Source organism: Arthrobacter sp. P1_B4, assembly GCF_056406555.1.
In genome coordinates this window covers 67,952-93,445 of sequence record NZ_JBFTZW010000004.1, presented here as the reverse complement: position 1 = coordinate 93,445, position 25,494 = coordinate 67,952, and the positions used below count along the sequence as shown (strand labels likewise).

The following is a 25,494-nucleotide window of genomic DNA, read 5'->3' as shown; positions in this document are numbered from 1 at the left end:
TCTACGTAGCTGTACTCAGTTGGACCGGCGCTGCCGCAAGGCTTAAACCAAGTAGTCGCAATCCCGCCGCACGTGTCCGGCGCCGGTAGCGGCCCGGACACCGGGGAAGCGGCCCGCCACGGCCGGCCGGCCGGCGGACACGGCCCCACGCGGCCTCTCCCTTGCTTGCCGCTAGTGGCCGCCGATACCGGGAAGCTGCTCACGGCCCTTGACGTTGAGTTTCGCGTAGCTGCGGTAGAGATGGCCTTCAACCGTGCGCACGGACACCTGGAGCTCTGCGGCAATCTGCCGGTCAGTGAGGCCGCGTACCGCCAGCGCCACAATGTCGCGCTCGCGGCGGGTCAGTATGCCGAGCGAGTCATCGTTCTTGGTCGCTTCGTCGCCGGGAAGGTCATCGGCCCGGTCCAGGCACCGCTTCCGCTGGGAATTGGCCATGCGCTCCCTGAGGGTGTCGCCCGCGGCCCGGTAGGCGTGCGCCGCGGCGTCGTAGGCGAGGGCGGCAAAGGCCCACAGTTCCGCCGCCTCACAGGTTTTCGCGGCCTCAAGGAGGTCTGCGGCGTTGTCGGCGCTGATGGCTGCGGCGTAGGCGCAGATCGCGGCGGGCCTTGGCCCCTCAAGCCCGGCCCGGAGCTCGAGCAGCCTCGGCGCCGAGTCCGTGTCCCCCAGGGCCAGGCAAAAGGCCAGCGCGTCGAGTTCGAGCCCGGCGGTGTCCACGTCCGGGTACGGTCGGCCGAGCCGCTTCAGTTCGGCGATGGCACCCGGGTAGTTCCCGAGCCGGGCCTTTCCATAGATGACGGCCATCGCGGCCAGCGAGCGCATGTACTGCGGCAGGGCCGCGGGTGCTGCCTCGAAGTCGGCGAGGAGTAGCTCTGCCTTCGTTTGGGCACCGACTTCGGCGGCTGCCGCGAAAGCCATGGCCGCCGTGAGCGCGAACAGCTGCTGGGGGTCGGTCAACCGCAGCGCTTCGAGCGCGGCGCTTAGCGTGTTCAGGGCCTGGGCGGCCTTGCCCTGGTAGAGCAGGATGATGCCGTGCGCCGCGTGCACTCCCCCGCCGAAGGAAATCAGGTTGGGCCCGGATCCGGCGACGAAGCCGGTCAGGAGGCTTTCCGCCCCCTGCCAGTCGCCGGAGTGAATTGCGGCGGCCGCGGAACGGACCACGAGGAAGTCGGTGAGGAAGTAGAGCTCCTCGTGATCGGCCCCGGCGGCCTCGATGGCCCGGGTCATCGCAGCGAGGGCGCTCAGTCCCTTGCCGCCTGCCAGGAGCCGCTCCGCGTCGAGGCAGAGCCGGAACGCCTGTACGAGAGTGTTCGACGGCAGGGTGTTCGAGGGTAGGGTGCCGGCAGCCGCGTCCTCGGTGGACGCCCCCGCGGCCGGGGCTGCCGCGTACTCGCCCGCCAGCGCCAGGACCATGGCTTCCAGGATCTCCAGCCGCTCTTCCGTGGCACGGTGAATGGCTTCGGCGTCGTCCGGCCGGGCAGCAGCGAGGCGCTCGGCGGCGCGTCGGAGCACCTGTGCCCGCTTGATGATCTCTGCCGGCGTGTTCCCCAGCGCTGACATCGTTGCGGCCCACAGGAGGGATCCGGCCAGGAGCCCGGGGATGCTGTTTCCCTGCCCGAAATCGGCGTCGAGGATGTCCCGGGCCGCCACGTAGTCGGAGGCGTTGTAGCGGGTCCGTGCTATCACGGCGCGGGCCGCCATCTGCAGTTCCGGATCCTTGACGAGGACGGCAGCCTTGCGGGCGAGCTCGTCCTCGTAAAGCCGGCTCGCCAGCACGGCCGCCCTCAGGAGCTGCCGGTCCTCGACCTCCGCGCCGCACTCGATCGACCAGCTCACTTGCCGCAGCAGTCCCTCGGCAGACGTCGGCTCGCTGTCCATCTTGCGCAGCAGGCTCTGCCGAAGCTGCAGGCTCCTGGCCGGCGAAATCAGGTTCCGCAAGGTGTCGCCGTACACGGTATGCCACAGCCGCAGCTCACCCGTCCCGGTGTCCGTGACCCGGATCAGTTCGCTGTCGATCAGTGATCCCACGGCCTCTTCGCCGGCCACCGACTCGATCAGTTCCCGGGACACGGGTTCGGCCAACGCCACGAGGTTCAGGGCCTGGCGTTCTTCCGGCGAGCGCAGCAGCAGCTGGCGGCGCACGACGTCGGTCAGCCGGTCACCGTGGCTGTTCAGGTGCCGGGTGAACAACCAGACACCGTTGCGCCGCAGCAGCGTCCCGTCGTTCCTGGCGTCGTCCAGGAGCCCGTTGAGGAGCATCGGGTTGCCGCCGGAGGCCTCCCACAGGATCTCGGCGACGTTTGGCAGCACTTGCGAGCCGAGCTCGCCCTCCAGCATCTCTGTGGTCTGCGCGAGGGTGAGCGGGCGCAGGTCGTGCCGTTCGGCGATGCCTTCAAACCAGAGCTGCAGGAGCGGTTCCGGCAGTCCGGGCCGGGCCGCCGCGCCGACGAGCAGTTTCGCCCAGCCGGCCGCCGCCAGCTCCGCGAGGATTCCGGCCGTCGCCTCGTCGAGATCGTGTGCGTCGTCAACGACCAGCAGGAGGGGCTTCTGGGTGGCCCGCTTCTGCTCTTCCAGATGCGCCCACAGGGTCCTCAGAACGGCCAGCTGCGATGTTGCTTCCTGGACCGGCAGTCCGACGATGAAGGGGCCCAGGACACCGTAGGGCACCTTGGTCAGCGACGCGCTGCCATGGATCGGCACCGGCGTCACCTCCGGGCCCAGCTCCCCGACGACGGCATCGATGAGCCTTGACTTGCCCATCCCGCTGTCGCCGAGGACGAACACGGCGACATGGCTGCCGCCCTGGAGGGCTTCCACTGCCGACATCAAATCTTCCGACCTCCCGGTCAAGGCGCGGGCCGGCGCCGTGCCGGGGTTCCCCGCCGGCCCCCTAGATGAGTCCAAGCAGATCACTTCGCGAAGAAACGCCGAGCTTCGTGAACACCTGGTACAGGTGGCCCTCCACGGTCCTGACGGAAATGCCCACTTCCAGGGCGATGTCCTTGTTGGAGACCCCGTTCCCGGCCAGGGTGGCAATTTGCCGCTCCCGGTCTGTCAGCAGCGGACCCTTGTTGCGCGGCATGACTGGCAGCGCCGGCACGGACTCCGAGAGGCTCTCCAGCATGCTGTAAGCGGCGTTGGCGCTGGCGGTCAGCCCGGCGCCCTTCGCGAAGTCGAATGCGAGCGCGGCGCACCGGGCCTGGACGGCGTCCAGTTCGAGCCCCGCGGCCTCCCCGGCGGCTTCGAGCATGATCGCGGCGTCCTTCTTCCGGCTGCCGACGGCGACCGTCCGGGACAGCTCGGCCAGCGGCCCCTGCCGCAGCCCGGCGATTTCCTCCATGAAAAGAAAATCCTTGACGGTGCCGTTGACGGTGGCCCCGAGCATGCAGATGCCGGCCAGGGTGTAGCGGCCCTTCCGGAAATGCTCCTCCGCGGACCGTATCAACCGGTCCTTGGCCTCGGGGTCACCGAGCCACCGCGACGCCATATCCATGCAGAACTCGGTGGAACTGCCGACCGTGAAGCGGGCCGGGCCGTCAGCCGAGCGGGCCCGGTCCAGGTAGATCGTGGCCTGGACCGAGTTGCCGGTCTGGGCGTAGGCAAAAGCAGTGGCGGCGTAGGCCTGGCGCAGGGACTGCAGGCTCGCACGGACCTCCAGCTGGGCGATCGCGGCCAGCAACGGATCCAGAGCCATGTACCCGCGGCCGGCATAGACATAGGCGAGTCCGACGGCGAGGTCCGTAGCGGCGCTGCCGGAATGCAGCCCGTGCCCGGCCCGGCCGCTCGCGTCCTTGAGCATGTCGATGGCTTGGCGCCACAGGCCCGAGAGGAGCAGCACGTTGAAAGAGCGCCAGGCGAAGTTTTCCCGGATGCGCGGCACGTTGGACCACTCGCCCAGCTGTCCGCCGATTTCCCGCATGAGTTTGCGGGCATCGAGTTCGTGGCCGGTCATGGACCAGGCCTCCATCAGGATGATGGCCGACCTGAGCCGGTGCACGGGATCGGCACCGGGCACGTCCGTGGTGGCCGCGGTGGTAAGCCGCTCCATCATGGGCTCGAAATCCCCGATGAAAGAGAAATAGTTGAACTCGCACAGATCCAGGCAGAGCCCCGCCCGGGCAAGCGCCGCAGGGGCGGGGGACGGCTCGTCCAGGCTCAGGTCCTGGAGCCGGACCCTGGCCTGCCCGAGCAGTTCGGGGACCTGGCCGGAGCGGTCGTCCAGCCAGGCCATGCAGTCAGCCTTCGCCGCGATGAATTCGGCGAAGTTCTCGGCCGCAAGGCCGTTGACCTGCCGTTCGGAGACGTCGTCCAGCGCGGACATGGCCTGCAGCGGCAGGCCGAGCTGGAGGTAGGCAGCCGATTTTTGGAGTTGCCCTTCGGCCCATTCAGGATCCGAGGGAGAGAGGCTGCCGGCGCATTTGAGGGCAAATTTCGGGTCGAAGAGCTTGACGGCGGCACTGGCAGCCGCGACGGCGTGCGCGGGTGCCAGCTGGGCGTGGCAGTCGTGGGTCCACGCCGCGTAGGCCAGCAGGTCTTCGACTGTCAGCTCGTCCAGTTCATGTTCCTGGTGCCCGGGGACCTTGTCCCGGAGCTCCAGCCGGCGCTCCACGCTGAGCCAGTTGCGGACAATGTCGCCGAGGTAGCGGTCGCCCAGCGTGACGAGGTGACGGTCAGCGCGGTCGACCACGATCTGGCCGGCCTCTTCCATGTCGGCGATGACACCGGGGCTGTACATCCTGGCGAGCCGGGACAGGGGCAGGGTCCGGGCGCAGGAGAGGACGTCGATGACCTCCCGGGCCACGGGTGTTTCCCTGGCATACCTGGCTCGGACAATATCCTCCAGCGCCGTGCGGCCATCGAGCACAACCTCATCGAGCAGTGTCCACACGGATCCGGACAGGACAAGGTTTCCGCGTTCGATTTGTTCGGAGACGACGGCCTGCAGGAGCGTGGGGCTGCCGCCGACCAGCTGGTGCAGCTGGCTTGCCAGGGCGGTCGAGACCCGATGGCCCAAAGCTGACTGCAGGACCTCCAGCGTCTCGAGCTCGGTCAGGTTGGCGAGCCGGACCTCGGCGAGCTGGCCGGAAGTGATGAGCCAGTAGAAATCGGGCGGAAGGTCAGTGGTGCGCTGGGCCGTTGCGATCAACCGGGCGGTCCGGGTCTGCAGCAGGTTGAGCAGGACCCCGGTGCTGAGTTCATCGAGGGCGCCGGCGTTGTCGAGCAGGATCACGCACTGGCGCCCGGCGGCGTCGTCGCGGATCAGCGAGGTAATGCCGTGCAGGATGGCGGTCGGCGAGCCCAGGGAACTCTGCGGGAGCCGCGCAAGGGTGAAGGCGAGGCAGCCGTATGGCGTTGCCGACCCCGGCCCTGAACTGCGGAGCTGGATGGTGTACACCTCGGGGCCGAAGCCCGCGAGGGCGGTCCTGCCGACAAGCGTTTTGCCCACGCCGCGGTCGCCCGTGATGACGACGCCCATCCGGTCCTGGGCAAGCAGTTCCTGGCGGACACGCTCAGCATCAGCGTTCCGCGCCAAACCGGACCAGCCGTGTCTCGCGACCTGGCCGGCAGCATGTTCTTCTTCGGCGGGTGCCAATGTAGTGGAAACATTCCCCCAGCCCAGCGAATCCCTCGACATGTAGTTTCCTTCGTACCGCTTTGCAGACAGCAACCCCGAACTGCCCACTTAGAAGTAGCGTATCCCTATCCCCCGACGTGAGAGTAGACAGATCATAGCTGGAATGCGGAAAGCTTGGAAAGGAAACACGCAATCCGCATGCAACTTAGTCGCCGCCTGCCTGCCGCGGGCCCGGGCCGGCCCACGGTCGGGGCGTTTAGGCTGCGTGTTATTTTGCCTGCGTTTACGTCCGGGAGGGGTTACGTCGCCTTGGCGGGGTGGAACTTTTGTTGGGCGGCGGTGAGGCCGTCCCGGACCAGGACTTCGACGGCGTCGGCAGCTGAGTCGATGAGGAAGGGCAGTTCCTTTTTCTCCGGCGCGGAAAAGTCACGCAGGACAAAGTCCGCGGTCTCCATCCGTCCGGGCGGACGCCCGACGCCCACCCGCACGCGCAGGTAGTCCTTGGTGGCCAGGGCCTTGGAGATGTCGCGCAGTCCGTTGTGGCCGCCTTCGCCGCCGCCGATCTTGAGCCGCACGGTGTCGAAGGGGATGTCGATCTCGTCATGGACGGCAATGACATGGGCCGGATCGATGCCGAAGAACTGGGCCAGGGCAGACACCGGGCCGCCGGAGACGTTCATGTATGACAGCGGCTTGGCCAGCACGATCCGGGGTCCGCCGATGCCCAGACGCCCTTCGAGGACCTGGGCACGCGATTTGTGCGATTTGAAGCCACCGCCGACGCGCGAGGCGAGTTCGTCCAGGACCATCTGGCCGACGTTGTGCCGGTTGTGGCTGTACTCGGATCCGGGGTTGCCAAGGCCTACGATCAGCCAGGTGTCGGTCATGGGTCAGTCCTTCGGTGGGACGCGGCCGGGGGCGCGGCCAGTGGGGCGGGGCAAGCGGGGCGGGTCAGGTGGGGCGGGGCGGGCAGCCGGCTACGGGGCGCGTACGGCGCGGGCTACGGCACCAGAGACGACGGCGGCCGGGCCCCTGAGGGACCCGGCCGCCGTAAAATTCGCCGGAATTACTCGGCTGCTGCTTCGGCTGACGGTGCGGCCGCTTCGCCCTCTTCGCCCTCTTCGACGTTTTCGGTGGCCTCGGAGATGTTGACGACGAGTGCTTCGGGGTCGGCCAGCAGGGTGGAACCCTTCGGCAGGACGAGGTCGGAAGCGTGGATGTGCTCGCCGGCGCTACGGCCTTCGATGCTGACCTCGATGGCGGTCGGCAGGTGGGTTGCCTCGGCCTCGACGGAAACGACCGTCATTTCCAGGTTGTGGACGTTGCCCGGAGCCAGCTCGCCGCTGAGGTGAACGGGCACGTCAACGGTGACCTTCTCGCCGGTGCGGACGGTCAGCAGGTCGAGGTGCTCGATGATCTGCTTGATCGGGTTGCGCTGGATGTCCTTGACGAGGGCCAGGTGCTGCTCGCCGTCGATGTCCAGGGTCAGCAGGGCGTTGGCGGTGCGGACGGCCAGGGTGGTGGCCTTCGCCGGCAGGGTGATGTGGATCGGCTCGGCACCGTGGCCGTAGATGACGGCCGGGATCAAGTTGGCCATGCGGGCGCGGCGGGCGAAGCCCTTGCCGAATTCGGTGCGGACTTCTGCTGCGAGCTTCTGCTCAGACATGGATATCTCCTCGTGGGATTTCAAGCTGTGGGACTAAACGGTGTTCAGCAAGGGCGGAGGTCTGTTTACGACCTTCAACGCCGGGCTGCCGTGCGGCTGCCCTTCAGAAGGAGATTCAGACCCAGTCGATTACGGAGACCAGCAGTCCGGGTTCCGATTAATTCACATCAATACGGAATGCCGGCGCTCTCCCTCGCCAAGGTTTCGGTACAAGGCTACCAGCGGAGGGACCGGTTTCTGAAACCGGGCCCTCCGCCGGCCGGCTTAGGCCTGGCCGTCGAACAGGCTGGTGACGGAGCCGTCGTCGAACACTTCACGGATGGCGCGCGCGATCAGCGGCGCGATGGAGAGCACGGTCAGCTGCGGGAAGCGCTTGTCCGCGGTGATCGGCAGCGTGTTGGTGACCACCACTTCGCGGGCGCCGGACTCGGACAGCCTGCGGGCCGCCGGATCGGAGAACACGGCATGGGTCGCGGCGATGATGACATCCTTGGCGCCGGCGTTCTTGAGCACCTGGACGGCGCCGGAGATGGTTCCGCCGGTATCGATCATGTCGTCGATCAGGACGCAGGTGCGGCCTTCAATCTGGCCCACGACCGTCTTGGAGACGGCCTGGTTGGGCACGGTGAGGTCCCGGCTCTTGTGCACGAACGCCAGCGGCGCGCCGCCGAGGCGCTCGGCCCACTGCTCGGCCACGCGGACGCGGCCGGTGTCCGGCGAGACGACCGTGACCTTGTCCGAGCCGACCCGGGTGCGGATGTAGTCGGCCAGGAGCGGAATGGCCATCAGGTGGTCCACGGGGCCGTCGAAGAAGCCCTGGATCTGGGAAGTGTGCAGGTCCACACTCATGATGCGGTCGGCGCCGGCGGTCTTGTACAGATCGGCGACGAGGCGTGCCGAGATCGGCTCGCGGCCACGGCCCTTCTTGTCCTGCCGGGCGTAGGGGTAGAACGGGGACACCACAGTGATGCGCTTGGCGGAGGCCCGCTTGAGCGAATCGATCATGATCAGCTGTTCCATGAGCCAGTTGTTCAACGGGGCAGGGTGGGCCTGGATCACGAAGGCATCGGTGCCTCGGACGCTCTCGCCGGCCCGCACGTAGATCTCGCCATTGGCGAAGTCGTAGGCGTCCAGGGGCAGCAACTCGGTGCCGAGCTCCTTCGCGATCTCCTTCGCCAGCTCAGGGTGCGCGCGCCCCGCGGCCAGCACCAGCTTCTTCTCGCCGTGTGCCGTAATTTCGCTCATGATTGCTAGCCCTCTTCTGTCGGTGCCGGAGTAGTGGAGGATGTTGGGGCGGCGCCCGCGGCGGAATCCACCGCGGCAGCGGACTCGGCCAGGGCGGACTCGGCCAGGGCGGCGGAAACGGAACCGGGGCGGTTGGCCGCAACCCAGCCGTCCGAGTTCCGCTGCTTGGCCAGGGTGACTGCGAGGGCGCCGGCCGGGACGTCCTTGCGGATGATCGCACCGGCGCCGCTGTAGGCGCCGTCGCCCACGCGCACGGGGGCCACGAACACGGTGTTCGAACCGGTGCGCACACCCGAGCCGATCACCGTACGGTGCTTCTTCTCGCCGTCGTAGTTGGCCGTGATGTTGCCGCAGCCGATGTTGGTGTCCTCGCCGATCTCCGCGTCCCCGGCGTAGCCGAGATGGGACAGCTTCGAGCCGCGGCCGATCGTGACGTTCTTGGTTTCGTAGAACGCGCCGATCTTGCCGGTCTCGCCCAGGACGGTGCCCGGGCGCAGGTAGGTGAAGGGGCCCACGCTGGCGCGCGCCCCGATCGTGGAGCCGGAGCCATGGGTGCGGATCACCGTGGCGCCCTCGCCCACCGTGACGTCGGTCAACGTGGTGTCCGGGCCGACGACGGCGTCGCGCGCCACCGTGGTGCGGCCATGCAGCTGGGTGTTGGGCAGGAGCCGGACGTCCTCGTCGAGCGTCACCGTGGCGTCGATCCACGTCGTGGCGGGATCCACGACGGTCACGCCGGCGCGCATCCAGGCTTCGAGGGTGCGGCGGTTGAGTTCAGCGCCGAGCGCCGAGAGCTGGACGCGGTCGTTGGCGCCCTCCACCTGCCAGCGGTCTTCGGTGACGACGGCGGCGACGCGGCCGCCCGCGGCGCGGGCCAGGGCCAGGACATCGGTGAGGTACTTTTCGCCCTGGGCGTTGTCCGTGGTGACGTGGACCAGCGCGTCGCGCAGGACGGCGGCGTCGAAGGCGTAGATGCCGGAGTTGACCTCACGGATTTCGCGTTCGGCGCTGGTGGCGTCCTTGTGTTCGCGGATTCCCGTGACGGTTCCGTCTGCTGCGCGGAGGATGCGACCGTAGCCGGTGGCGTCCTCGAGCACGGCGGTGAGGACGGTGACGGCGTTGCCCTCGGCCTCGTGGGCGGCGACGAGCTCGCCGAGCAGGCCGCCGGTGAGCAGCGGGACGTCGCCGTACGTGACCACGACCGTTCCGCCCAGCCGTCCTTGGGGGTCGAGCGTGTCGAGCGCTTCCAGTGCCGCCTCGACCGCGCGGCCGGTGCCGGGCACATCGTCCTGGTCCACAATCAGGGCTTTCGGATCGAGGGCGGAGACGTGGGCGGCTACGAGGTCGCGTTCATGCCGGACCACCAGGGCCAACTCGCGGGGGCTGATACTGCGGGCCGCCTGGAGCGCGTGGCCGACCAGCGAGCGGCCGCCAATCTCATGGAGAATCTTGGGGGTACGGGATTTCATCCGGGTACCGGCCCCTGCAGCTAGGACGATCACGGCGGCTGGGCCAGTATTCTCGGGGCTCACGTATTGGCTCTCCTTGCTTGGTTGCGCAGTGTGTCTCGCCAAGTTCCGCCCATAGGACTCGAACCTATACTCCACGGCTCCAAAGGCCGGGGTGCTGCCATTACACCAGAGCGGACCGTGCCCAGGCTTGACCTGTGGCACGAGAATCAATTCTGCCACGAAGGTTGATGCTCGTGCGACTCAGCGCCGCGGAAGGGGCGGGCAGGCGCGGGTGGGCGCGGGTGGGCGCGGGTGGGCGGTGTGGGCAGGCGGTGTGGGCAGGCGGTGCGGCCGGCGCCACGGGACATGCCCATTCTTGGTCTGCGCGGCCGGACATGTGCCGCAGGATTCACGCGTTCCGTGGAACGTGCCTTCCTGGGCGTGCGCAGAGACCCCGTCCCCTAAGCGGGACATGCCCAGCGTTGGTCCCGAGCAACGGACACAATGCCAATATGCCCATCCCTGGCCCGCGCCGAGGGACATGCCCTGCGGGATTTCGGCCCTCAAAGGGACATGTCCAGCGGCGGGTGCTCACGCTGGGCATGTCCCGCGGGATTCACGCGTTCCGCGGAACGTGCCTTCCCGGGCGTGCGCCGCGACCCCATTCCCTACGCGGGACATGCCCAGTGCTGGTCCCGATCAATGGACACAATGCCAATATGCCCATCCCTGGCCCGCGCCCAGCGACATGCCCAGCCGGATTTGAGCCCTGCAAGGGACATGTCCAATGCTGGCCCGCGCCGAGGAACATGCCGAGCGGGATTTGAGCCCTGCAAGGGACATGTCCAATGCTGGCCCGCGCCGAGGAACATGCCCAGCGGAAATTCAGCCCTGCAAGGGACATGTCCCGTGCTGGCCCGCGCCGAGGGACATGTCCCGCGGGTTTTGAGGGCTGCAAGGGACATGTCCAGCGGTGGGTGCCCACGCTGGGCATGTCCCGGGGATGGGCAGGAGGCTACTCCCCCAGCACTTCCAGGGCCTCGAGCCATTCGAGTTCAAGGGCTTCGCGTTCCCCGGCCAGTTCCTGGAGTTTCGCGTTGAGTCCGGCGAGCTGGTCGAACTTGCTCGCGTCCCCGGCCCCGGCGGTCATCTGGGCGTGGATCTTGTCTTCCTGCTGCTTGAGTTTGCCGAGCTGGCGGTCGATCCGGTTCTTGGCCTTGCGGGCGTCGCGCTTTTCGGCCTCAGACGGGCCGCTGGCGACGGGAGCGGATCCCCCGCCGGCGGAGGTGACGGGGTTGCCGCCGCCGGTGATCGTGGAGCCTGCCAGGGCCCCTTCCCGCAGTTCGAGGTACTGGTCCACGCCGCGGGGCAGGGCGCGGATCTTGCCGTCGCCAAGGAGCGCCATCTGGTGGTCCGTGACGCGCTCGAGCAGGTAGCGGTCGTGGCTGACGACGACGAGCGTGCCGGGCCAGCCGTCGAGCACATCTTCGACGGCGGCGAGGGTGTCGGTGTCGAGGTCGTTGGTCGGCTCGTCAAGCATCAGCACGTTCGGCTCCCCCACGAGCAGGCGCAGGAGCTGCAGCCGCCGGCGTTCGCCACCGGAGAGGTCCTTGACCGGGGTCCACTGCTTTTCGTTGGTGAAGCCCAGCTGCTCCACGAGCTGGCCGGCGGTGAATTCCTTGCCGCCGACGTTGAAGGAGCGCTTTTCCCGCTCGATCACTTCGATCACACGCAGGTCCGAGACGTCGTCGAGTTCCTTGACCTCCTGGGTCAGGACCGCGGTGACCACCGTCTTGCCGCGCTTGACCTTCCCGGAGGAGGGCTGGATCTCGCCGTTGAGGAGTTTGAGCAGGGTGGTCTTGCCGGCGCCGTTGACGCCCACGAGGCCGAGCCGTTCCCCGGGGGCGAGGCGCAGCGTGATGTTGTCGAAGAGCTTCTGCCCGGGCTCGCCGCCGAGGAAGTCCAGCGAGACGTGCTCGAGGTCCAGGACATCCTTGCCCAGCCGGGCGGTGGCCATCTTGCTCAGCGCCGTCGAGTCGCGCGGCTCGGGGACGTCCGCGATCAGGGCGTTGGCTGCCTCGATCCGGAACTTGGGCTTGGCGGTGCGGGCCGGGGCACCGCGCCGGAGCCAGGCGAGTTCCTTCTTCACGAGCTGCTGGCGCTTGCTTTCCATCACTGACGCGGAGCGGTCCCGCTCCGCGCGGGCCAGGACGTAGGCGGCATAGCCGCCGTCGAACGGGTCCATGATGCCGTCGTGGATTTCCCAGGTCTTGGTGCAGACTTCGTCGAGGAACCACCGGTCGTGGGTGACCACGAGGAAGGCGCCCTGGTTGGCCCGCCAGCGGGTCTTCAGGTGCCGGGACAGCCACGCGACGCCTTCGACGTCGAGGTGGTTGGTGGGCTCGTCGAGCATGATGACGTCGTGGTCCTCGATCAGCAGCTTGGCCAGCGCCACACGCCGCTTCTGCCCGCCGGAGAGCGCGTGGACGTTGGCGTGCCAGTCGACGTCGGACACCAGCCCGCCCATGACTTCACGGATCTGGGGATTGCGGGCCCACTCGTAGTCGGCCTGGTCCCCCACGATCGCGGCGCCGACGGTGAGGTCGCCGTCGAGCACGTCGCTCTGGTCCAGGTAGCCGATGTTGACCTCGCTGCGCTTGGTCACCCGGCCGGAGTCCGGGGTGGAGCGCATGGCCAGCAACCGCATCAGGGTTGACTTGCCGTCACCGTTGCGGCCCACCATGCCGATCCGGTCGCCCTCTTCAAGGCCGAGGGTAATGCCATCGAGGACGGTACGGGTTGCATACGAGACCGTGAGGTTCTCGCCGCCGAGCAGGTGTGCCACTGGGAACTGCTTTCTTAGGTGTATCGGTGAAGTGAAGCTGTGAAGTCATCGGATGCGATGCGTCAAAAGCTCCTAAAGGAGCGTATCGGAGATGATGCGGGCCCCGTGCACCGGCCCGTGCACCGCCATGGCGTCGAGGCTGTGGTGCCGCAGCTCTTCGGCGAGCCCGGCGGCCGCGGCGGGGCTGTGTGCGAGGAACGCGACGGTGGGTCCGGAGCCGGAGACGATGCCCGCGATCGCGCCGCAGGCCTCGCCGCGGCCCAGGGTCTCGCGCAGGCCCGGGGCCAGTTCGATCGAGGCGCGCTGGAGGTCGTTGACCAGCACGCGGCTCAGGGCGTCGGCATCGCCGCTGCGCAGAGCCGTGAGCACGCCGGGATCCACGGCGTCGGGTTCGTCCACCGCCAGGCCCTCGGCCGCGCGCAGGCGGTCCAGGGTGCGGTAGACCTCAGGGGTGGGCAGGCCGAAGTCCGCGCTGACCAGGACCCAGTCCGTCTGGGCCTTGACCAGGGCCGGCGAGAGGTCATCGCCCAGGCCCAGTCCGACGGCGGTGCCGCCCAGCAGCGCGAAGGGAACATCGGCGCCGAGCTCGGCGGCCAGGTGGGCCAGCTCGTCGCGGGACAGTCCGCTGTTCCACAATGCGTCGCAGGCCAGCAGGGTGGCGGCGGCGTCGGCCGATCCGCCGCCCATGCCGCCAGCCACGGGCACCCGTTTGGTGATCTCCAGGTGGACACCCGTGGAGTGTTCCGAGACGTCGGCCATGATGGCGGCGGCTTTGTAGGCCAGGTTGCGGTGATCGAGCGGAATGTCCACCCCGTCGAGGTCCACGGTGCTCGCATCGCTTATGCTGACGGTGATCTCGCCGGTATCGGTGCTGGTGGCGGCAATTTCTTCGTAGAGCGAGACAGCCAGGTAGACGCTCGCCACGGAGTGGTAGCCGTCCGGCCGCAGCGGTCCGACATCCAGTGAGACGTTAACCTTGCCTGGAGCTTTCACCCGGACGGTCCTCGCGGCAAAGCGCCCTCTCACTGCGTTCATGGCTCCACGCTATGGCATCGCGGCCCGGGCTCCAAGCACGCAACCGCCCCCGGCGGCGCCCATGCGGAGCTCACAAGGAGCTCAGGAGTCCGGTTGTCCGTGGGCTTCGGCGATTCTGGCGAACGCCGCGATGTCGATCACTTCGCCGCGTGCGGTGGGGTCGACGCCGGCGGCCCGCAGGCAGCGTTCGGCCTCGGCGGCGCTGCCGGCCCAGCCGGCCAGCGCGGCCCGGAGCGTCTTGCGGCGCTGGGCGAAGGCGGCGTCGATCACGGCGAAGACCTGCTCCCTGGTGGCGGTCGTGACGGGGGGCTCCCGGCGCGTGAAGGCGACGAGTCCGGAATGGATCTTGGGCGCTGGCCAGAAGACGTTCATGCCGATCACGCCGGCTTTGCGCATGCTGCTGTACCAGGCGGCTTTGACGGATGGAACGCCGTAGGTCTTGGAGCCGGGGCCGGCCGCGAGCCGGTCGGCGACTTCATCCTGGACCATGACCAGGCCGTGCTGCAGGCTCGGGAAGTGCTGCAGGAGGTGCAGCACCACGGGAACGGCCACGTTGTAGGGAAGATTCGCCACGAGGGCGGTCGGTTCGACGGGAAGTTCGGTGACCCGCATGGCGTCGGCCAGGACGAGGTGGAAGTTCCCGGCGGCGTGCGGACGCCACTCGGCCACAGTGGCCGGCAGGCGCCCGGCAAGGACCGGATCGATTTCGACGGCGACCACGCTGCGGGCGGCGTCCAGCAGGCCAAGGGTCAGTGACCCGAGTCCGGGGCCGACTTCCAGGACGGTCTCATCGGCGCGGATGTCGGCGGCGTTCACGATCCGCCGGATGGTGTTGCCGTCGATGACGAAGTTCTGCCCGAGGGTCTTCGTGGGCCGCACGCCGATTTCCTCTGCCAGCCGGCGGATATCGGAGGCACCCATCAGCGGTGCGGGCGCCGCTCCGGGCAGGCTTTCGGGGGCGGAGGGGCTCGGTTCAGTCACCTAGGTATCCTATCCCGGCGCCGGTACGCCGCAGGCCGGGTCCGGAGGGAATCCGGACCCGGCCTGTGCTCTCCCTGGCTGTGGTCGGCAGCCGCGGGAGTCGGGCGTTCAGTGGCGGGCGGTCAGTGGCGGGCGGTCAGCCGCCGGCCTGGCCTGCTAGCTGGAGGCGGCCCAGCCGCAACCCCAGGGCTGCAGTCCGCGCTGGGCGTAGACCCGGTTGGCGACGGCGATCTGCTGGGCCTTGGTGGCGGCAGCGGCGTTCGGGGCGTAGGCGCCGCCGCCCGAGCTGAGCCAGGTGCCGACGTCGAACTGCAGGCCACCGTAGTAGCCGTTGCCGGTGTTGGTGGACCAGTTGCCGCCAGATTCGCACTGGGCGATCTTGTCCCACATGCCCTGGTTCATCATGGCGGGGGCGGCCGCACCGGTGTTGGCGGCGGGCTTGGGCTTTTCCTTGGTGCCGACAGTGACCTTTTCGGTGACGGGCTGGACGCTGACGGTCTCGGACACCAGGGTCCGGGAGGCTTCGCGGCCATCCACGAGGACCAGCTTGAAGTTCTTGCTGGTGGTGCCGGCGACGCCGGCCTGGGTGACCTTCTTCTCACCCTTGAACATGTCAGCACTCTCGGTGGTGAGTGTTTCGAAGGCGACGGGCTCGGTGGTGTTGGCCGTCTTGCTGACGTCGACGCGGGAGACCTTAATCACCATGTCATTGACCACCGGGGCGTTCCCGGGCTGGGATACGCGGTCGCTGGCCCCGAGCGAAAGCCCGGCGTCCTCGAGCACTTTGGCGACTGTGGCCGCCGTCGTGGTGGTCGCTGCCGCCTTGCCGTCCGCAACGAGGCTCACCTTTTTAGGCGTCGAGATGGAGACGAAGGAGCCGGAGACGGCGAGCTGGGCGTCCTTGGGCACGGAGACCTGCGAGGCGCTGGCCACGCCGAGTTCGGTCACGAGCCCCTCGACGGTGGGTGCGGTGGTGGAGATGGTCCGTTCGGCGCCGTCCAGGCTGACCTTGACGGCCTTGGCGAGGTTGACGTTGATGACTGACCCGGCCTGCACGTGGGCGTCCGCTGAAGGCGACACCCTGTCAGATGGCTGCAGTTCAACCTTGGCACTCTTGACGACTTCCCCGACGGTTCCGCCGAAGGTCTGGACGGAGCTGACTTTGCCATCCACGTTGAGTGTGATCGTCTTGTTATTGCCGACGAAGGCCACGAGGCCCAGCACCAGTGCCACCAGCACCACGAGCTGCGTGCCAACCTTGACGAAGCTGAACTTGCCGTCCGATGTGAAGAACTTGACCACAATTGCCCGAATCTCTTGGACCTTCCGGGCACGGGGAAAAGTGCACGTGGCCATCCACCGCGAGCGCGCCAACGGCGGCTCCGGACAGCGTCCGGAGCGTCACGGAACATGCGTGCACTGCCTCACCCAAAACGAGAGCGCGCATGTGGTTTGTTGGCCACAATGCACGCCCTGCTGGAGTGAAATTATCCGTAGGCCTTCCCCGACCCCGGCTAATAGTTGACCACTGTAATCGAAGCGTTATAAAGGAACCAAGAATTTGTGCATACCTGGTATCTATGCCGGGGAGCTGGATGAGGGCGGTTCAGTCCCAGGATCCGTACGCCCGCACCGTATTTGCGGCGATCTGCGCACACAGCCCGGAAAGCTCCGACCCGGTCACATCGGCCATAGCCCGCACGGTGTACGGAACCATGTAGCTCGCGTTGGGCCGGCCGCGATGCGGGTGCGGGGTGAGGAAGGGCGCGTCGGTCTCGACCAGGATCCGGCTCGGCTCAGCGATAGACAGCGCGTCCCGCAGGTCCGTCGCGTTCTTGAATGTCACAGTTCCGGCAAAGGACATGTACCAGCCCTCCGCGTTGCAGGTCCGGGCGAGTGCCTCGCCGCCGGAGAAACAGTGGAAGACCACCCGCTCCGGGGCCCCCTCTTCGCGCAGGACCTGGACGACGTCGTCGTGGGCGTCGCGGTCGTGGATTTGCAGCGTCAGTCCGAGCCGTTTGGCGATGTCGATATGGCGGCGGAACGAATAGCGCTGGTGGGTCAGGCCCTCCCCCTCGGTCCGGAAGAAGTCCAGGCCGGTCTCCCCGATCGCCCGGATCCTCGGATGGCCGGCGAGCGCCTCGATCTCGGCCAGGGCATCCTCCAGGCCGCCGCGCCGGGCGTAGCCGGGGGCGTCGTTGGGGTGGAGGGCAACAGCGCCCAGGAGCCGGGAATCGAGGTCGACCGCGTTGACCGTAAACCGGGACGATTCGAGGTCGCAGCCCACCTGCACGGCGCCTTGCACGCCCACGGCGGCGGCGGCATCGAGGGCGTCCTTGATGCCCACCTCAAGCTCCGCGTCGGGAAAGTCCAAATGCGTGTGGTTGTCCATGACCGGCACGGGAAGCGGTTCCGGTGCGGGCGGATACCCGCTGCGTCCGGTACCGTCGTTTCCAGGCGACCGGAAGGGGACGGGAGTGAGGGGATTGAGCATTCATCCACCCTAACCGGAGGCCAGATTTCCCCGGAACTCTCTGTCAGGGCCGGCAGTTGTGTTAGTAGTCTGTTAATACTCTGTAATTTCCCCGTTAGGAAACAGGTGAATGCCACTGCGGGGCCCCGGCCGCCGCGGGCGGTCAGATCCGGGACCCACCAGGGCTGAAAGGCTGCCGATGGATTACCACCGCACTTCCGTAGACGACATCCTCCCCCAGGGACAGAGTCTCCCAGGCCGCCCGTCCTTGGACCCAAACGCATCCGGACAGCGGCCCCCGCGGCATGAACTGCCGGCCATGGATGCCGACGCTTTCCACTCAGCCAGCACCCGGATCCTGACGGCGATCAATACGGTCATCGACGGCAAGGCCGAAGCGGCCAAACTGGCGCTCACGGTCCTCCTCGCCCAGGGCCACCTGCTCCTCGAAGACGTCCCGGGGGTGGGCAAGACGCTCCTGGCGAAGACGCTGGGCCGCACCATCGACTGCTCCGTCAGCCGGATCCAGTTCACCCCGGACCTGCTCCCGTCCGACGTCACGGGCGTGTCCATCTACAACCAGGCGACCCGGACCTTCGAGTTCCGGCACGGCGCGGTGTTCGCCAATATCGTCATCGGGGACGAAATCAACCGCGCCTCGGCCAAGACCCAGTCAGCCCTGCTGGAGTGCATGGAGGAGCACCAGGTCACGGTGGACGGCACGTCCTACCGGCTGGATGAGCCCTTCATGGTGGTGGCGACGCAGAACCCCATTGAGATGGAGGGCACGTATCCGCTGCCGGAAGCGCAGCGGGACCGCTTCATGGCCCGGATTTCCATGGGCTACCCGGACCGTGAGTCCGAGATGGAGATGCTCGAAACCCACCAGGCCTCCTCTCCGCTGGCGCGTGTGACGGCAGTGGTCACCGCGGCGGAAGTGGCCGCCATGATTGCCACGGTGCAGCAGGTGTACGTGTCCCGGTCCATCAAGGAATACACCGTGGCCCTGGGCCGGGCCACGCGGGAAAGCGGGCTTCTCCGGCTCGGCGCCAGCCCGCGGTCCATGCTGCAGCTCCTGCGTGCGGCGAAGGCCACCGCCGCGCTGGAGGGACGGGACTTTGTGCTGCCGGACGACGTCGTCAGCGTCGCCGAAGCGGTGCTCGCCCACCGGATCATCCTCGACCGCAAGGCGGCCAGCGCGGGTGAGACGCCGCAAAGCGTCATCCGGGCCATCATCGCCAAGATACCCGTCACCCCGGACGTGACGGCCTCACCCAACGGAACCGGCGGCCCTGGCCGGAAGAAGGCCTCGGCCATGGCAGCCGCGCCGCCGCCCAACGTGCCCAATCCGCACTAGGGAATGGCTCCGCCGTGGCGATAAGGGATCGGTTCCCCGGGCACTTCTTCAGCAGCCGCGGCTGGGGCCTGCTCGGCGCGGGTGCGGTGTCGCTGCTGGCCGCGCAGATCATGGGGCGCCGGGACCTGCTGGCCCTGGCCGTCCTGCTGCTGGTGCTGCCGGTGCTCGCCCTGGCTGGAACCCGGGTCCTGAAGCCGAGGTTCCGGGTCTACCGCGAATTCAGCCCGTCGCCGGTTGAAACGTCCGCCCGTGCCACGGTGCGGCTGGCCGTCGCGCGGACCGGGGCGGGCACAGGCCACGCCGTCATGGAGGAACACTTGCCGGCCCGGTTCGGCGAATCGCCTGTCTTCCGGTTCCCGGCACGTGCGGCAGCCGGCGGCACCAGCCGCTATGAGTACCACCTCCGCTCGGCCAGGCGCGGCCAGTTCCTGATCGGGCCCGTCACGGCGGAATTCAGCGATCCCTTCGGGCTCTCCTTCCACCGCCACGCGATTGACGACGGCGACCTCCTCACCGTGACGCCCGCCGCCATCGAGCTGCCGGAGACGGGGCTCGCCGGTGCCCGCGGGCACGACGGTGTCACACCCACGCGGGCCCGGGCCAATCCCAGCGACGACGACGTCATGACCCGCGAATACCGCCACGGGGATCCGCTGCGCCGGGTGCACTGGGCCGCGACCGCCCGCCACGGTTCGCTCATGGTGCGGCAGGAGGAATCCGTCACGACCCCCGAGGCGACCATCATCCTGGACCAGCGGCTCTCGGCCTACCCCCACGGGGTGTTCGGCCACAGTGCACATTCCTCCGGCGGCCACCCGGGCGGCGGCGAGGGGGACGGCCACGACCTGCTGACCTCTGATGCCTTCGAGTGGGCTGTCACGGCGGCGATGTCGATCGGGGCGCACCTCGCGGAACGCAACTACTCACTGCGGTTCCTGGACAGCGCGGGCGCGCCGGCCTTCCGGAATTCGCCGTCCGCTCCCGACCCGGAAGCCGAGGAATACACCGGAACGGCCGGGCTGCAGTCCATCGCCGAAAGCCTGGCTGCCATCGAGCTTTCCGGCCCGCACCACACCCACCACCACAACCACCCGCGCCGTGACCGCACGGCGCCCCGCCCCCAGGCCCGCCCGCAGGAGGCCGCGGCGGGAACCAGCACCGGGTCCTCCGCGGCGGGTGGATTCCGCTCCGGGGCCGCTGCGGGCACCGGGGGTGCCCCGCACGCCTTCGACGACACCCTGATGGACAAACTTTCCGCCCACCGGCTGCGCGGACCTGTCCTGGCGGTCCTGGGCAGCCTGACTCCGGCCGAGGCCCGGGCGCTGTCCCCGGCCGCCGGGTTCGGCGCGAACGCCTTCGCGCTGCTGGTCACGGACCGGGCACAGGACTCCGGCGAAGTGCCCGAGGTGCTGGAGGCGCTGCGGCTGGGCGGATGGCGGGCCCTGGCCGTATCCGCCCAGAGCTCGCTGCCTGACGCCTGGGCAGCCTTCGACCAGGCAGACCCGGGGATGTCCGCCGGGGCCGACGTCCGCCGCGGCGTGGGGGCCCGGCCATGACCCTCGCCCCGCAACGCAGCCACGGAACCGGCACCGGCACGGCCGGCGAAGAAGAACCGACAGCCCTCTCCCCCGGTGCGGCGTCCCGGCCGGACGGACCCGGTGCCAAGCCCTGGGTGATGGCGACCGCCGTCGCGGTGGCCGTCGCGGGCGCGGCCCTCGGATTCAACGGCGTCCTGCGGGGCTGGGCCTGGTACTCCCCGGTGTTCAGTACCGTCCTCTCCGTTGCGTTCTCCCTCGCGGTGCTCCGGTCCCTGCGTGCCCGGCCCTGGCTGGTCACCGCCGGCGGCCTGGTTACGCTGATCGTGGCCGTGACCTTCATCTTCTTCCGGCAGCACAGCATTGCCGGGTTCATCCCCTCCCCGGAGACCATGAACTACCTGGGAAAGTTCCTCCGGCGGGCCAGCGAAACGGTCCTGGCCGAGAGCACCCCAGTGGCCCCCAACGCCGGAATCGTCATGCTGATCTGCGCGGTCCTCGGACTGCTCGTGATCCTCATCGATGCCCTGGCGTTCCCGCTGGCGCTGCCGGCCACGAGCGGGCTCGGAATCCTGGCAATCCTCGTGGTGCCGGCCATGGTCAAGCCGCAAAGCGTGGGGGTGCTGGGGTTCGTGGGCGCCGCAGTCGGGTACCTGTTGATCCTCGGCTGCAGCCATTGGTACACGCCGGATACCCGCACCCTGGCCGACACCGCCCGCAACCCCGGGCAGCTGCGGCGCGGCACGGTCACGGCCGTCGCGGCGCTGACCCTCACGCTGGTGCTGCAGCTGGTCATCCCGGGTTTCGACCAGGGCACGTTCCCGCAGGGCTCGCGGCTGAACCCGTTCGGCGGCGCCACCGGCCTCAATCCGATGATCAGCCTGGGCAACAGCCTGCGCAGCCCCTCCGGCGAGGGCCGGATCACCTTCGCCACGAACGCGCCGACGACGCCGTACCTGCGCTCGGTGACGGTGGACACCTTTGACGGCGATGCCTGGTCACCCGATGACCGGGAGTCGAGCCGGCAGCCGGGAACGGGCCGGCTCGAGGCCGGGCATGAGACCGCCCCGGCCGAGCTCCGCGTGATTACGGCCGTCAACACCGGCCAGTACACGAGCCCGTACCTGCCCGCGCCGTATGCGCCGGAAGCTGTCAACGGCCTCTCGGGGCGCTGGAGCTGGGACCCCGCCACGCTGAGCATCAAGGGTGTGGACACAAATTCCCGCGACCAGCAATATGTGGTCTCGTCCGTGACTCCGCAGCTCACGGCAGCGCTGCTGGCGGGCGCTTCCGGGCAGGTGCGCGGTGTCCCCGAACTGTTCCTCCGGGAACCGTCGAATGTTCCGGAGGTTGTGCGCAGCACGGCTAAGACTGTGACGGCGGGTGCCAACTCGCCGTATTCGCGGGCCATGGCCATCCAGAGGTATTTGCGCTCCGCCGAGTTCACCTACTCTCTGCAGTCCCCCGTGCAGGGCGGCTACGACGGCAACGGCCTGTCCGTGCTGGCGGACTTCCTGACCCAGAAGAGCGGCTACTGCATTCATTTCGCCTCCGCCATGGCCGTGATGGCCAGGCTGGAGGGCATTCCGAGCAGGATCGCCGTGGGCTACGCGCCGGGGCGGCCCACCGGGGCCACGGTGGCGGTCTCGGGCCAGGGCCCGCTTCCGGAGTTCGAGGTCGATGCCCGGGACGCCCACGCCTGGCCGGAGCTCTACTTCCAGGGCGTGGGCTGGGTCGCGTTTGAGCCGACACCGTCCCGCGGCGTCGTTCCGGCGTACGCCACGGATGCCGCCGCCCGCAGCGGTGCCAGCACCAACGACCGCAACGACGCCCTGACCCCCGGTGACGGTTCCACCCAGGCACCGTTCCCGGCCCCCGGCACGGTCCCGCTTCCCGGGGCGGGCACACCGGCGCCCAGCGGCGCGCAGGCGGCACAGGCGCTGTACGGTGTTGCCGCCGTGCTGCTGCTGGCGCTGCTGGTGGCCTCCCCGCGGCTGGTGCGCAGCGGCGTGCGGCGCCGCAGGCTCAGGACGGCGGCCCGCGGCAATCCCGGCGTCACGGCCGGGACGGCGCTGCCGGCCTGGGCGGAACTGCGGGATCTGGCCACGGACTACGGGGTGGCGCCCGGAGCGAGCGAAACGCCGCGGAATTTCTCCGAGCGGTTGCGCGCCTCGACGGTTTTCGGGGAACCCGGCGGTGCGGACGGGCCCGGCCAGCGGGCCGCGGCGGCCCTGACCGAGGACTTCGAACGTGAGCAGTACGGCCGCCCGGGCGGCGTGGCCGGCCCGGCGCGGACCGCAGGCTCCGCGGATCCGGCCGACTCCGCCGCTGCCAGGATCGCCCTGGTGCAGGCCTCGCTGCGCGCCAACGCCGGCTTCCTGGTCCGGCTGCGCGCGGCATGGCTGCCGCCGTCGGTCATGGCCGGCTGGCGGCGGGCCCTCCGGCTGCCCCGCGGGTTCCTCTCCCGGACAGCACTACGCACCCGGCGGGGGTTCGCGGGATCCTGGGGGAAGATCCGCAACTCCGTCCGCCGGGTGCGCCGCGGGTAGCTGGTGTGGCTAGCCGGCGTAGGGGTCGGCGATGCCGATGTACTGCGTGTAGAGGTATTCCTCGATGCCCTCGAGACCGCCTTCGCGCCCCAGGCCGGACTGCTTGACGCCGCCGAACGGGGCGGCAGCGTTGGAGACCACGCCGGCGTTCAGGCCCAGCATGCCGGTCTCAAGCCGTTCGCCCATCCGGATGCCCCGGTTCAAGTCCCGGGTGAAGACGTAGGCCACCAGCCCGTATTCGGTGTTGTTCGCGAGCCGGACAGCCTCGTCCTCGGTGTCAAAGGTGATGATCGGGGCGACGGGTCCGAAGATTTCCTCGGACAGGATCCGGCTGCCCTCGGTCACGCCGGTGAGGATCGTGGGCTTGTAGAAGTAGCCCGGGCCCTCGACGGCGGAGCCGCCGGTCACTGCGACAGCACCGGAGTTCACGGCGTCGGTGACGAGTTCGTGGACCTTGTCCCGGCTCTTGGCATCGATCAGCGGGCCGACCTTGGACTCGGCCTCGGTGCCCCGGGCCGTGGTCATCTCCGCCATCTTCGCGGCGAACTTCTCCGCGAACTCGGCCGCGACGGACTCGTGCACGATGAACCGGTTCGCCGCCGTGCAGGCCTCGCCCATGTTCCGCAGCTTCGCCAGCATCGCCCCGGCGACTGCGGCGTCGATGTCGGCGTCCCCGAACACGACGAACGGGGCGTTCCCGCCGAGTTCCATCGAGGTCCGGAGCACCGTCTCGGACGCATCAGCGAGCAGCCGGCGGCCGACCTCGGTGGAACCGGTGAAGGACAGCTTGCGCAGGCGCTGATCCTTGATCAGCGGACCCGTGGTGGCGCCGGCCGTGGAGGTCGGGATGACGTTCAGGACACCGGCGGGCAGGCCGGCCTCGACCATCACGGCCGCGAACAGCTGGGAGGTCAGCGGGGTCAGGTTCGCGGACTTGAGCACCATCGTGCAGCCGGCCGCGACCGCGGGGGCGATCTTGCGGGTGGCCATCGCCAGCGGGAAGTTCCACGGCGTAATCAAAAGGCACGGGCCCACGGGCTTCTTGGTCACCAGCAGCCGGGACTTGCCGTCCGGGGAGACCGAGTAGCGGCCGAACGCGCGGACGGCCTCTTCCGAGAACCAGCGCAGGAACTCGGCGCCATAGGTGACCTCGCCACGGGCCTCGGCCAGCGGCTTGCCCATCTCCAGGGTCATCAGGAGCGCGAAGTCCTCGGCCCGTTCGGTCACCAGCTCGAAGGCGCGGCGCAGGATCTCGCCGCGTTCCCGGGCCGGGACCTTGGCCCAGGACTCCTGCGCTGCAGCGGCCGCGTCCAGGGCCGCCTTGCCGTCCTCGGGGCCGGCGTCGGCAATGCTGAGCAGGACCTTCCCGGTCGCGGGATCCTCGACGTCGAAGGTCTTCCCGGACACGGCCGGACGCCATTCGCCGTTGATCAGCAGACCCGTCGGAACGGACGCCAGCAGGGCGCTCTCCCGGTCCGCGGAAACAATAGGCTGGGCAGTTACAGTCACAATGACTCCCTCGTCAGCAATTCGGTTGAACTAGTGTGAGCACAAGTTTTTGAATGAGTTCTCGTTGTAGGCGCTCGTTCCCACAGGCAGGCACGGGCGTCTGGATTACTGCCACGCTACTGCCGCGCTCACTGGCAAGTCTATGCATGCGCGCACTACTGTATCCAAACTATGCTGTGCAGCTGCACAACCGTCCTGCGTGGGCGTGGAGCCCGGTTCCGGCCCCCGAGGCACGGCGGCGCGCCGGAACCCGCCGCCCGGCACCCACCACCTGGCTCAGCGCACGGCTCAGCGCGCGGCGAGGACCGCGGCATAGAGTTCGCGCTTGCTGACCTTCGCGTCATCGGCCACTGCGGCGACGGCCTCCTTCAGCCGGATGCCCTGGGCTATCAGCCCGTTGACGGCAGCCACATGATCCTCGGGACGGCCGGGTTCGCGTTCCGGGGCGCCGCCCACTACCACGGCAATTTCGCCGCGCACTTCGCTTGACTCGGCCCATTCAAGCAGTTCGCGCAGGGTGCCGCGGATGACCTCTTCATAGGTCTTGGTGAGTTCACGGCAGACGGCGGCCCGGCGGTCGGCGCCAAAGCTCTCCCGCAGGGCCCTCAGCATGGGCTCCAGCCGGTGCGGCGCCTCGAAAAACACCATGGTGCGCCGCTCGGTGTCGAGATCCGCCAGCCGCGAGGAACGTTCACCGGCCTTGCGCGGCAGGAAGCCCTCGAAGCAGAACCGGTCCGTCGGCAGGCCCGACAGTGCCAGGGCGGTCAGCACGGCGGAGGGTCCGGGCGCGGCGGTGACGGTGAGGCCGGCCGCCACGGCGCCTTCAACCAGCCGGAACCCCGGATCAGAGACCGAGGGCATGCCGGCGTCGGTCACCATCACCAGGGTCTTGCCGGACCGGACCTGCGCCAGCAGGTCAGCCGTCTTGGCTGCCTCATTGTGCTCGTGATAGCTGATGATCCGGCCCGCCACAGTGACGCCGAGGTTCTGCACGAGGCGGTGCAGCCTCCGGGTGTCCTCCGCGGCGACGATGTCCGCCGTCGCGAGCAACTCCACGAGCCGCGCCGAGGCATCGCCCGCATTGCCGATCGGCGTCGCGGCGAGGACGATCCTGCCGGGCCCCCCGGAGGCGGACACAGAGGCGGAAACAGACGCCGAATCAGGGACGGGAACGGCGGCGGCGTCATCGCCGTCGAAGGGAGGATCGAGGGGAGGAAGGGGGGAAGGGCTGGGTTCGTGGTCCACAGGACCAGCCTACTGCCGCCGGGGCGGGGGC

General features: G+C 68.8%; 16 protein-coding genes and 1 tRNA gene. 3 read left to right on the top strand and 14 right to left on the bottom strand.

All coding sequences use genetic code 11. The features are described 5' to 3' along the window. Nucleotides 1-171: 171 nt before the first annotated feature. The 12 genes from AC1D1W_RS03555 to AC1D1W_RS03500 form a co-directional block, all read right to left on the bottom strand. Nucleotides 172-2,910, bottom strand: a complete 2,739-nt coding sequence (locus AC1D1W_RS03555) for a LuxR C-terminal-related transcriptional regulator (protein ID WP_476942957.1) — start codon at nt 2,908-2,910, stop codon at nt 172-174. Then, nucleotides 2,888-5,632 carry a helix-turn-helix transcriptional regulator gene (locus AC1D1W_RS03550; RefSeq protein ID WP_476942956.1) on the bottom strand — a complete coding sequence of 915 codons (2,745 nt, stop codon included), beginning with the start codon at nt 5,630-5,632 and terminating at the stop codon, nt 2,888-2,890. Before AC1D1W_RS03550 ends, AC1D1W_RS03555 begins: the two co-directional genes overlap by 23 nt. 239 nt (nt 5,633-5,871) lie before the next feature. Further along, nucleotides 5,872-6,459 carry an aminoacyl-tRNA hydrolase gene (gene pth, locus AC1D1W_RS03545; RefSeq protein ID WP_028276488.1) on the bottom strand — a complete coding sequence of 196 codons (588 nt, stop codon included), beginning with the start codon at nt 6,457-6,459 and terminating at the stop codon, nt 5,872-5,874. A gap of 179 nt (nt 6,460-6,638) precedes the next feature. After that, the gene (locus tag AC1D1W_RS03540) at nt 6,639-7,238 is read right to left on the bottom strand and encodes a 50S ribosomal protein L25/general stress protein Ctc (RefSeq protein ID WP_028276489.1); all 600 of its coding nucleotides are present in this window, start codon (nt 7,236-7,238) and stop codon (nt 6,639-6,641) included. A gap of 264 nt (nt 7,239-7,502) precedes the next feature. Then, the gene (locus tag AC1D1W_RS03535; protein ID WP_018774662.1) at nt 7,503-8,483 is read right to left on the bottom strand and encodes a ribose-phosphate diphosphokinase; all 981 of its coding nucleotides are present in this window, start codon (nt 8,481-8,483) and stop codon (nt 7,503-7,505) included. 5 nt (nt 8,484-8,488) lie between these two features. Continuing rightward, the gene (gene glmU, locus AC1D1W_RS03530; RefSeq protein WP_476942955.1) at nt 8,489-10,015 is read right to left on the bottom strand and encodes a bifunctional UDP-N-acetylglucosamine diphosphorylase/glucosamine-1-phosphate N-acetyltransferase GlmU; all 1,527 of its coding nucleotides are present in this window, start codon (nt 10,013-10,015) and stop codon (nt 8,489-8,491) included. A gap of 43 nt (nt 10,016-10,058) precedes the next feature. After that, nucleotides 10,059-10,130, bottom strand: a tRNA-Gln gene (locus AC1D1W_RS03525). An 819-nt stretch (nt 10,131-10,949) separates the two neighbouring features. Beyond that, the gene (locus tag AC1D1W_RS03520; protein ID WP_243179825.1) at nt 10,950-12,779 is read right to left on the bottom strand and encodes an ABC-F family ATP-binding cassette domain-containing protein; all 1,830 of its coding nucleotides are present in this window, start codon (nt 12,777-12,779) and stop codon (nt 10,950-10,952) included. A gap of 72 nt (nt 12,780-12,851) precedes the next feature. Continuing rightward, nucleotides 12,852-13,814: a 4-(cytidine 5'-diphospho)-2-C-methyl-D-erythritol kinase gene (locus tag AC1D1W_RS03515; RefSeq protein ID WP_028276492.1), complete on the bottom strand. Its 963-nt coding sequence runs from the start codon at nt 13,812-13,814 to the stop codon at nt 12,852-12,854. A gap of 81 nt (nt 13,815-13,895) precedes the next feature. Beyond that, complete coding sequence (gene rsmA / locus AC1D1W_RS03510) at nt 13,896-14,735, bottom strand: 16S rRNA (adenine(1518)-N(6)/adenine(1519)-N(6))-dimethyltransferase RsmA (protein WP_476942984.1); 840 nt, start codon at nt 14,733-14,735, stop codon at nt 13,896-13,898. A gap of 216 nt (nt 14,736-14,951) precedes the next feature. Then, nucleotides 14,952-16,097 carry a ubiquitin-like domain-containing protein gene (locus AC1D1W_RS03505; protein ID WP_476942954.1) on the bottom strand — a complete coding sequence of 382 codons (1,146 nt, stop codon included), beginning with the start codon at nt 16,095-16,097 and terminating at the stop codon, nt 14,952-14,954. A gap of 304 nt (nt 16,098-16,401) precedes the next feature. Further along, on the bottom strand, nt 16,402-17,289 hold the full coding sequence (locus tag AC1D1W_RS03500; RefSeq protein ID WP_476942953.1) for a TatD family hydrolase: 888 nt from the start codon (nt 17,287-17,289) through the stop codon (nt 16,402-16,404). A 178-nt stretch (nt 17,290-17,467) separates the two neighbouring features. Between AC1D1W_RS03500 and AC1D1W_RS03495 the strand changes: the two genes are divergently transcribed. The 3 genes from AC1D1W_RS03495 to AC1D1W_RS03485 are packed head-to-tail and all read left to right on the top strand — an operon-like array spanning nt 17,468 to nt 22,709. Beyond that, nucleotides 17,468-18,625, top strand: coding sequence for an AAA family ATPase (locus AC1D1W_RS03495; RefSeq protein WP_476942952.1), 1,158 nt, complete (start codon nt 17,468-17,470; stop codon nt 18,623-18,625). A gap of 14 nt (nt 18,626-18,639) precedes the next feature. Then, nucleotides 18,640-20,181 (top strand): DUF58 domain-containing protein, encoded by a 1,542-nt coding sequence (locus tag AC1D1W_RS03490; RefSeq protein WP_243179859.1) that lies wholly within the window; start codon nt 18,640-18,642, stop codon nt 20,179-20,181. Beyond that, nucleotides 20,178-22,709 carry a transglutaminase TgpA family protein gene (locus AC1D1W_RS03485; protein ID WP_476942951.1) on the top strand — a complete coding sequence of 844 codons (2,532 nt, stop codon included), beginning with the start codon at nt 20,178-20,180 and terminating at the stop codon, nt 22,707-22,709. Before AC1D1W_RS03490 ends, AC1D1W_RS03485 begins: the two co-directional genes overlap by 4 nt. Before the next feature lie 9 nt (nt 22,710-22,718). On the opposite strand, the gene AC1D1W_RS03480 is transcribed toward AC1D1W_RS03485, so the two are convergent. Then, entirely contained in the window at nt 22,719-24,218 is a 1,500-nt protein-coding gene (locus AC1D1W_RS03480; protein WP_243179863.1) for an NAD-dependent succinate-semialdehyde dehydrogenase, read from the bottom strand. Between the two features lie 288 nt (nt 24,219-24,506). Next, nucleotides 24,507-25,463, bottom strand: coding sequence for a 16S rRNA (cytidine(1402)-2'-O)-methyltransferase (rsmI, locus tag AC1D1W_RS03475; RefSeq protein ID WP_476942950.1), 957 nt, complete (start codon nt 25,461-25,463; stop codon nt 24,507-24,509). Between the last annotated feature and the right edge of the window lie 31 nt (nt 25,464-25,494).